This window comes from Paenibacillus turicensis, from assembly GCF_050461185.1.
Lineage (GTDB): Bacteria > Bacillota > Bacilli > Paenibacillales > Paenibacillaceae > Fontibacillus > Fontibacillus turicensis_A.
This window is the reverse complement of the sequence record NZ_JBCMOR010000016.1, coordinates 59,234-67,691: the sequence shown is the minus strand read 5'-3', so window position 1 is coordinate 67,691 and position 8,458 is coordinate 59,234. Positions and strand designations below refer to the sequence as shown.

5 protein-coding genes and 1 riboswitch are annotated in these 8,458 nt (G+C 37.5%); of the genes, 2 read left to right on the top strand and 3 right to left on the bottom strand.

What is annotated here, in order from left to right:
* From ABE099_RS19055 to sdaAB, 3 genes are all read right to left on the bottom strand, one after another.
* A partial coding sequence (locus ABE099_RS19055) for a hypothetical protein (RefSeq protein ID WP_430032919.1) occupies positions 1 to 2,029 on the bottom strand: 2,029 nt, incomplete at its 3' end.
* A gap of 380 nt (positions 2,030 to 2,409) precedes the next feature.
* Positions 2,410 to 3,291 carry an L-serine ammonia-lyase, iron-sulfur-dependent, subunit alpha gene (gene sdaAA / locus ABE099_RS19050; protein ID WP_430032917.1) on the bottom strand — a complete coding sequence of 294 codons (882 nt, stop codon included), beginning with the start codon at positions 3,289 to 3,291 and terminating at the stop codon, positions 2,410 to 2,412.
* A gap of 288 nt (positions 3,292 to 3,579) precedes the next feature.
* The gene (gene sdaAB / locus ABE099_RS19045; protein ID WP_430032915.1) at positions 3,580 to 4,245 is read right to left on the bottom strand and encodes an L-serine ammonia-lyase, iron-sulfur-dependent subunit beta; all 666 of its coding nucleotides are present in this window, start codon (positions 4,243 to 4,245) and stop codon (positions 3,580 to 3,582) included.
* Positions 4,246 to 4,472: 227 nt separating this feature from the next.
* A riboswitch (glycine riboswitch) is annotated at positions 4,473 to 4,585 on the bottom strand.
* Positions 4,586 to 4,913: 328 nt separating this feature from the next.
* Here sdaAB and ABE099_RS19040 point away from each other — a divergent pair.
* Complete coding sequence (locus tag ABE099_RS19040) at positions 4,914 to 7,595, top strand: S-layer homology domain-containing protein (protein ID WP_430032912.1); 2,682 nt, start codon at positions 4,914 to 4,916, stop codon at positions 7,593 to 7,595.
* A gap of 149 nt (positions 7,596 to 7,744) precedes the next feature.
* Complete coding sequence (locus ABE099_RS19035; RefSeq protein WP_430032910.1) at positions 7,745 to 8,392, top strand: pentapeptide repeat-containing protein; 648 nt, start codon at positions 7,745 to 7,747, stop codon at positions 8,390 to 8,392.
* Positions 8,393 to 8,458: the final 66 nt, after the last annotated feature.

Genomic DNA, 8,458 nt, shown 5'->3' with positions numbered 1-8,458 from the left:
CCTTTTTGTCAAAGCTCGCGCTGGTTGGGCTGACCTGGCTGTCTTGTTGGGCTGCTGTTACAGTTGATTTTACTAGCTGTTGATCACCAGAAATAATCACCTCATTACCTACACTCATCAAAGAGGCAGGGATCTGTCCAGAAAAATCCACAGTAAGATATTGCCAGTTTTCCCCATGATCATTAGTAGCATAAACAACATAATTATCACTACTATCATTTGCTAATAAGTAAACCGTTGAACCCTTTTGCCCTAATAGTGCATGAGTATAAGGTAAGTAACCATCAAGTGTAATTTTAGATGACCAAGTCATTAAATCAGGGCTTGTTCTTATCACTGTCTTATAGCTTGCATCAATAGCAACAACAATATAGTTGGTTCCATCGTAAATAATATCTTTCAAGTCCTCATTAGAACTTGGATAATTGCCTTCATAGTCATTCCATACCGTTCCATCAGTAGAAACTCTTAATGCATTTTGTGATACATCTCCCTTATTATCAAATTCGCTACCAAGTGCTATAAATCTTCCATTAACGAAATTTACCGAGGAGAAGTTCTTCACATTAGTTGATAATGTGGTTGGTGAAGACCATGTTATACCATCACCGGATATTTTGAGTGTAGGGTTAGATGAACCATGCCCAGCTGCAACAAACTTACCGTTACCAAAGGCTACATCAACAAATGAAGATGAATCCGTAAGTCCTGTTTGTGTAGTCCATGTTAATCCGTCATTAGAAGTAACTATGGAGGTACTACCTGCTTGATTATTCCATTCCCCTACAGCCACATATTTCCCATTTCCTATCGCAATTGCACTGAGTGCCTTGATTCGATTGGATATTGTTTCTTCTTTCCAAGAGGATAGATTTGTAGAGGTCCAGATTGCTCCTTCGTTACCTAACTTACCTGCAGAAATATATTTCGTTCCATCATAAATAACATCACTAAATAGGCCACCCCAAAGATACGACCAATCCGATCCATTTTCGGACATTATAAGCCCTTCGTTACCAAGTCGAAAATACTGTCCATTATTATAAAAAGATATTTGAGCTACAAATTCCTTTTGGAAAGGCTGTAGCTGCCAATTTACAGCATCTACCGACGTATATACCGCACCATAACCAAGTGGGCTTTGATAACCAAATAAATAATAATGGGTTCCATCATAAAAGCCGTTAAACATCTGATTGTCAGATTGCATAGCTGTCTGTTTAAATGGAGGTCCCACACTTGTAAAAGTCAACAAATCCGTAGAGGTCCAGATATAGCCTCTTGGTTCAGAAATAAAGTAACGATCATTCATCCATGTCAACATATTAGTTCCAATAGATCCAGATCCATCAGGGCTTACAGGTTGACGCTTAGCCCATGTAGTCCCATCTGTTGTAGAATAAATATTACCTTGTTCATCACCTACACCAAGTCGAGTCCCATTCTCCCCAACGGCAATTTGAGTTAGACGATTAGTAGGATTCAATCCTGTAGGTGTGACACTAGACCAATTAACTCCGTCTTGAGAGGTCAGGTATTTCCCCTTAGTAGCTATATAAAATGCAGATATACCCTGGAAGGTAGAAAAATAAGCTTTGGATAATTGTTCTGTAGTTCCAGATATTTGCTGTGTCCAATTTACACCATCTGGAGATGTCAATAAAACCCCATCACCACCTACAGCAACAAATAAACCATTCCCATAAGCAACGGAATTAAAACCAAAGAAGCTTGGATTCGAAACTCCCGTATAATTAACATCAGCCTTAGTTTTTACATTAACCCAGTCTTTCCCATTGGTAGATTTAATGATTGCTCCATAGTAACCTACAGACACATAAGTACCATTTCCATAAGCAATCCCAGACATAGGTGTAGATGGAAGCTGACCATTATTTTTGGTCACAAATGGGTCTCCCCCTGCTGCCCCTACATGCACAACAGGTAGAGTACTTGAAAATAACACTAAAAATGCTAGAAACAAATACCCCAATCTTGGCATTTTTGATGTTTTAAAGTTTTTTGTCATATAACCAACGCCCCCCATAATAAACTGCTACTGTTGTATTTTTAAATTGCTTGTATCTTTCTATAATTCTGGAATTGTTATCTATCACTCCTTTATGTCTAGATTCCCCTCTTTTGACTTTACGTTGTTTAACCTTACATTCATAACTTTACGTCCTTTAGAGTGTTAAAACGTTAATCAGACAATATATTTCGACGTGCACAAGCTCGTTCCTTTAAATTTTAAATAAAATTCGAATTAAAATTCTTTAATCTTTTTAAACGTTTTATAAAAATAATTGAATTAAATTAACAAAAAAAGCGCAGGAACCTTTAGCTATAATTAGCTATAGTTCTACGCTTGCTCGTCTAATTTACCAACAACCCATTTCAAACACTTGTCTACTTTCCTCGCTTCTTAAGCTCCTTCATAATTTTGCGTCCCGTTGGCGTTTGAGCCAATCCCCCTTGTGCTGTCTCACGGTGCTTGCTTGGCATAGAAGAACCTACCTCAAGCATGACATCAATCACTTCATCAGAAGGAATTGCACTACGTACACCTGCTAATGCCATATCAGCGGCAGCAAGTGCATTTACTGCCCCAAAGCCATTACGGATAATACATGGAATTTCAACTAATCCCCCAACAGGGTCACAGATCAAACCAAGTGTATTTTTAAGCGCAAGCCCTACAGCATGAACAGCTTCAGCAGCCCCTCCGCCTCGTAGCTCGACCATCGCACCCGCAGCCATGCCTATAGCTGAGCCAATTTCTGCCTGACACCCACCTTCAGCACCAGAAATAAAGGAATTATTTGCGATAACATAACCAATCGCCCCCGCACAGAACAACCCATTAACCATATGGTCATCATCCCAACCAAAGCGCTCTTGACTACTTACAAATACACCAGGAATAACGCCACAAGAGCCAGCCGTAGGCGTCGCTACAATCCGTCCCATTGAGGCATTGATTTCAGATACTGCAAGTGCATAAGCCATCGCTTGTGCCCCAACATCGCCTACACTAGCACTGTGTGCTTGTCGATACTCATTAACACGCTTCGCATCGCCACCCGTTAGTCCACTCATCGAAACGATATCCTCGGTCAATCCTTTATGAACAGCAGACTTCATAATTTGATAATACTCCGCCATCAATTTAAAGGTTTCCTGCTGACTAAGTCCACTCTCATCAGCTTGATCCTCTAGCATGATTTGTGCTATTGTCTTGGACTCCTTCTCACAGAGCTCAATGAGCCCCGTCAAATTATGAAATCTCATCTTATTTCCTCCACTTATTCATTTATGATCTTTTAAAATTTATTGGATTATAATATCGGCTCTATTATAAATCAGTACTTGACAATGACATGAGGCTAGAAGCTACGATCCAGAGCGTTCTTACGATTGTGTTAAAATCATATTCCTTTGACTGGAGTAAATAAATGGGTGGAATTCGATTTTAAAAGACAACCTTCAGAATCGCTCTGTCTCGCCGCTAGTTTGGGCTCTGTTGTCAAGCACTGATTTCAAGATTGAGCTATAATATCAGTAAATTATTTATGCCACTTAGGCTAAGTCAACTAAAGTCACTTGATTGACATGAGGTAAATTGGCTAACCATTGGCATACATCAGGTGATAAGCTATCGTCAGTTTCTACAACTGTTAGTGCCTTTGCAGTTCTCCCTGTACGGTCTGTAGTAATAAAGCCAATATTAATATTGCGCTGATGAAGACTTGTTGTAATACTAGCAAGCACACCTGGGTAATCATCATGGTGGATCACTAAAGCGGGAAGCTCCCCTGTACATTTAATATCAAAGCCATTAATTTTTTGGATAACAATCGTGCCACCACCGATAGATGCCCCCAAAACTTCAATTTGCTGTTGATCGCTTTTTAATCTAATTTTAACGGTATTAGGATGACAATCAGCCGCAGTTGCAGTACTAAATGTAACTTTGATGCCCGCTTCTTCCGCATAATGCAATGAATCTCGAATTTTTTCATCATCTGTATTGTAGTCCAAAATTCCACCCATAACCGCGAGATCAGTTCCATGACCTTTAAAGGTTTCGGCAAAGGATCCATAAAAACAAATACTGGCTTCTGTTGGTTGCTCTGCTAACAGACGTCTCGCAAAACGTCCAATTCTCACTGCTCCTGCCGTATGAGAGCTAGATGGACCAATCATCGCTGGACCAATAATAGAAAACACACTTTTAAATCTCATATCACTCTCTCCACTCTCTATACTATATATACACTACGCACCAAATGACAGATAACACACTTTAACTCTTTAGCCAACTACCGTTTTAACGAAGACAATAAAAAAGACAAGGTAAAGGTGATTAGCCCTTCCCCCTGTCCTTGTACCTGAGAGTTTAATGTAATAATGCACGATTTGTACATACATGTTACCCCTTTGGTGGCCTTTTCATGCGCTCTCCAGAGTTACGTCAGATATTGGTCCTTTAAACCTGAGAGATTCATGCTATGGCTTGCTATACCTGCATTTGCTCCTTCGGTGTCATCCATACAAATGGATTGATCTCTCCCAATATCGTCATCCGTTTTACCTATAATGAATCATATATCATCATATTAAATCAATTGTATTAAATGTCAATAATTCTTACATAAAATAATTAAAAAAAGTTTTTGATGTTAGATTTATGTTAGATTTATTGTTTTTTTACTTTCATTATTTATCTCTCTTCCAATTTTACCGATATTGATACTAATCACCCATGACGCTAATCACTAATAACATTAATTACATGTAAGGAGGTGCATCACCAAAAACAGGTTAACTTTGAATGTTATCGTATGTAATTTTGCAAACTTGTCTTTTTTATTTAGGGAAACATTTATTTAAAGATATAGAGGGGTTTCTACATGAAAAAATTTCCCTTTGTTTTTACATTTCTTATCTTGTGCGTTCCCATCACTACTGCTTTAGTTTATGCAGATGATTCATTTAAAGATATACAGCAATCCTATGCCAAGGAAGCAATTTCAGTTTTAGCACAAAATCAAATCATTCAAGGGTATAAGGATCATACGTTTAGACCTAGAAATTATATAACCCGCCAACAATGTGCAGCTATTTTTGTAAGAACCTTAAACTTAAATACAAAAAATATGACTTTATCCCCATTCAAGGATGTGCCAAGCTGGAGTGCTCCATATATAAATACTTTGTATGAAGGAAAAATTACTACTGGCATTACTAATGATTTATTTGGTCCCAAAAAAAATATGGTTAGGCAGGATGTCGCGGTTTGGTATGCAAGATACTTAGGCGTTAAACCTGAAGTTGAACAAATTGATCATGTGAACCAATTATCCCGCTTTAAGGATCAATCAGAGATCTCAGCATATGCCCGCACAAGTGTATGGTTAATGGAACAATTAAACCTCATGCAAGGTGACAATGACAATAACTTTAAGCCAAAGGAGCCAATACAGCGGCAGGAAGCAGCTATGGTCGCATATCGCATCTGGGAGGCTGGCATAGATTTGAAGGATAGTGCTCAACGCTTAATTGATAAAAATAAAATGGAGTTAAACAGTGCTGAAGCAAAGGAAACCTCCGTTAAAAAAGCTGAAAATGTAATATCTAATACTACACCCCCTTCAAACCCTAAACCATCTGTGCCTCCTTCTAATCCAAAACCATCTCATCCTTTTGATTTTGATGAGCTTCGGATCATTGGGAATACACTTGATTTAAATCAGAATAATCAAAATTATCAACTTACCTATCAGTTTTATAATAAAGGTCGTAAGGTTATGCTCTCTCCTACACTAGCTTCAGATTTAAAAATAACCTTTACAGATAATCTAGGAGTTTTTAAAGAAGATGGTTGCATTAAACAAGAGGACAAGCTTCCAACCATGGGGGAATCGGTCTTAGTTCAATTACAGATTACAGATGCAACAGGAAAAATAAATGCGAACGCAACATCAACCATTGAAACTAAACCTGTCACGATAAGTGCTATACGCTTAAATACACAAAATATTTATGAAGCAGCGGCATTAAATCCATTAACTTGGAAAAGTGAGTATCAATACTTGGATGACGAATCAAATCTCATTCCAAACTATAAATTACCACGTGATCTTCAGGTCACGATTGAAGACGATACACAAGTGTTTGATCAAAATGGGAAAATTTCTAATCTACACCTCATTCCTAGTGTTGGTTCAACGATTTCATTAAAGCTACATGTAACCTCATTAGCAACTAAAACAAATATTACTTCAGAATCTAAGCTTTCCGTTATTCCTGGAGATAGGAAACAACAATTTTTTGCTGTATCTATTGCTTTGTATGGTAAAAATTCGCAAGCTACCACGAAAGAGCAAGTAATCGAAATGAGAGAGCTTTTATCAAAGGTTGATTCAAGTCTAAAAGTAACATGGGCGATTGATAATGATTTTGTATTTAATGATGACTCACGTCCAGCACTAGCCCAGGTTATACAATATGTAGACACCTTTGGTGATGAAATTGGAATCTTAGCTACTTATCCTAACAACTTACATACACTTCAGTCATGGCAAGATGAAATGCATTATTGGTTATATATGTATCGTTACAATGCTCTAAATCATTTGCATCAGCCTGTTAATTACAATGATCCGACAATTTTAGAAAGTATTCCTGAGCAATATCGTCCAAAATCATTATCAACATATACTATCAATCCAGAGCAAGCAAATTGGCTTAAGGAACAGTTTCAAATCACTTCATTTATGGGGACGTCAGCAACACAATATAACGTAAATGATGTTTATAGTGAAGGCTCTCCTCTTATGCCGTATTGGTCACATATAAATAATACTCTTGTACCAGCACAAGGTACATCAGATAACAGTGGTGCACTATTTATGAATACGATGACAATTGATCCAATCGGCTCAAGATATACAGAAAATTCATCACGGTGGACGATAAATCCAGGTGATCCTCTTGTAACCGAATCAAGTGCAATTCCACAATTGCATACCGCTGGACAATACATCAATAACCCATATCGAGAGCTTAACTCGATTAATTACCTTTCGATAATATTGGATACAAATTCTTTATTTAAAAATGACCATTTAAAAGAAATATGGTTGGATTTCATCAATCAACTACCAAAAAGTCCAGAAATCAGTGTTGTAGGTGTTAACCAGCTTGCACAAATTTATGAAGCACAGCTCGGATATGGAAATGAACAAGCTCAATTTTCGTTGCTATTCAGAGGTTCGGGTTATACCACGCTAGATTCAAACTTTTCACCAAGCGATACACAGTATTTATGGACGGAAAATGCACAAGAACGTATTATCCTTGCTAAAGTAGATGGAGAGTCCGAATGGTCTATTATTGATTTCACTGACTATACTAAGCTTCCTATTCCACTTACCCCTTACGCTTCTGTTGGTAGCAAGGTCGATATTAGCTACATTACTGGCAGAAATTATAAAGTAAGCCCTACTGCCCCTTTATCAACAGAAGAGCTTACACGTATTCACACTCATTTAACAACGATCGCTTTTTCTGAAAAAGTGAAGGAACTTTAACCTCAACATTTAGAACACGCTATTATCGAATTTCGCAGTTTCCTAACGTTCATTATTGTTATGGAACTGCTTTTCTTACTCCTAACAGTTGGCTATAATAAGAACAGAAGTTCTGATCGATATTAATGGTGAAGGGAACTGCAACAAGTATGAGTAAAAAAACAGTAAAATTAGAGTCGCCCAAAATAATTGGCGTTGAATTACCTGTCTTCACCCAACTAGACCTACAATCTGAAGATTTTTTTGAAATGCAAATTTATAAAGAATGTGTCGTTGAGAATCAAAACACCAACAAGCTTACATTTGATAAAGTTATATTCCAAAATGTAACGTTTACCGATACGGTACTGACGAAGGTGGAGCTTACTGATGTCATTTTTGAAAAATGCGATCTATCGAACGTCGATTTCAGTGATGCTATTATTCATAGATCCCAGTTTGAGGGTTGTAAATTAGTTGGGACGAATTTTGCAGGTGCTACGATAAGGAATGTTTTATTTGATCATTGTATTGCTGATTATGCTAATTTCAGATTTTCAGACACAAAACAAGTTATACTTCAGGAGAGCTCATTATGCAAGGCTGACTTCAGCTTTTCGAAACTACAAAAAACGGAATTTTCCCGTTCTAACCTTAATTTGGCGCAATTTTCTGGCACGAAGCTAGAAGGTATTGATTTAAGTAACTGTGAATTTGATGGATTAAATGTAGGTGTGGATGATTTGAAAGGTTGCATCATTTCGCGTGAGCAGGCCTATATTCTTGCTAAGCTTTTTGGACTTATTATTAATGAATAAAAGTGAATCAGACCTAAAACAGATACAAGTAATAACAAAAAAAGCAGTCATCCAGAGGAATATCTC

Bases quoted from the DNA above. Each gene is read 5' to 3' on its own strand.
- sdaAA (WP_430032917.1), bottom strand. From the start codon at position 3,291: ATGAGATTTCATAATTTGACGGGGCTCATTGAGCTCTGTGAGAAGGAG.
- sdaAB (WP_430032915.1), bottom strand. From the start codon at position 4,245: ATGAGATTTAAAAGTGTGTTTTCTATTATTGGTCCAGCGATGATTGGT.
- ABE099_RS19040 (WP_430032912.1), top strand. From the start codon at position 4,914: ATGAAAAAATTTCCCTTTGTTTTTACATTTCTTATCTTGTGCGTTCCC.
- ABE099_RS19035 (WP_430032910.1), top strand. From the start codon at position 7,745: ATGAGTAAAAAAACAGTAAAATTAGAGTCGCCCAAAATAATTGGCGTT.